General features: G+C 80.2%; 1 protein-coding gene. It reads left to right on the forward strand.

What is annotated here, in order from left to right; translation table 11 throughout:
• Window positions 1-1089, forward strand: a 1089-nt coding sequence (locus NJ376_RS28495) for a tetratricopeptide repeat protein (protein WP_252956721.1), incomplete at both ends; no start/stop codon positions are given.

Genomic DNA, 1089 nt, shown 5'->3' on the forward strand with positions numbered 1-1089 from the left:
CGAGACGCTGCTGGCCCGGCTGCGCCGGGCGGTGGGCCCCGGCGACCCGCGCCTCGCCCTGGCCGAATCCCGGCTGCGCGGCGCCGCCATGGACCGCGAGGCGCTGGCCGAGGCGCGGCGCCTGGCCTCGGCCGGGCAGGCGCAGGAGGCGGTGGCGCGCTACCGCGAGGCCTTCGGCGGCGCGACGCCGCCGGAGCCGCTCGCCGTCGAATTCTACACCGTGCTCGCCGGCACCGAGCCGGGTTGGGCGTCGGCGCGGCAGGCGCTGGCGGAGCTCGCCGCCCGCCGGCCCGGCGATCCGCAATTCCAGCTCGCCCTCGGCCGCATCCTGACCTATCGCGAGCCGAGCCGCGCTGAAGGCATCGCCACCCTGCGCCGACTGGCCGCCGACCCGCGCGTGGGCAGCGCGGCGACCGCCGCCTGGCGGCAGGCGGTGATCTGGCTCGGCACCGGCCGCAGCGCGATCCCGGAGCTGGAGGCCTTCCTCGCCCGCAACCCGGGCGATGCCGGCATGGCGCAGCGCTTGGCCGAGGCGCGCGCCGCGCCGACCGGCGAGCCCGCCCCCGGCGACCTCGCCCGGCAGCGCGGCTTCGAGGCGCTGGAGGCGAATCGCAGCCGCGACGCCGAAGCCCAGTTCCAGGCCGCCCTCGCCGCCAACCGCGACGATGCCGATGCGCTGGCCGGCCTCGGCATCCTGCGGCTGCGCCAGGGGCGGGCGGAGGAGGCGCGGGCGCTGCTGGAACGCGCCGTGGCCGCCGCCCCGGCCCGGGCCCAGCAATGGCGCCAGGCGCTGGACGGCGCCAGCTACGTCACCGAGCTGGCCGAGGCGCGGGCAGCGATGCGCGCCGGCCGCACCGAGGCGGCCGAGGCGGCGCTGCGTCAGGCCGTGGCGCGCGAGGTGCCCGACCGGGCGGATGCCGAGGCGCTGCTGGGCGACATCCTTCTCCGGCGGGGCGAAGCCGCGGCGGCCGAGGCGCGCTACCGCGCCGCCCTGGCCCGTCGGCCGGATTTCGGCCCCGCCTCGGCGGGGCTGGAGCGCGCGCTGCGCGACCAGGGCCGCATCGCCGAGGCGGAGGAGCTGGCACGCCG

The sequence above is a fragment of the Siccirubricoccus soli genome (assembly GCF_024178315.1).
In the GTDB taxonomy this organism is placed as follows: Bacteria; Pseudomonadota; Alphaproteobacteria; order Acetobacterales; family Acetobacteraceae; genus Siccirubricoccus; species Siccirubricoccus soli.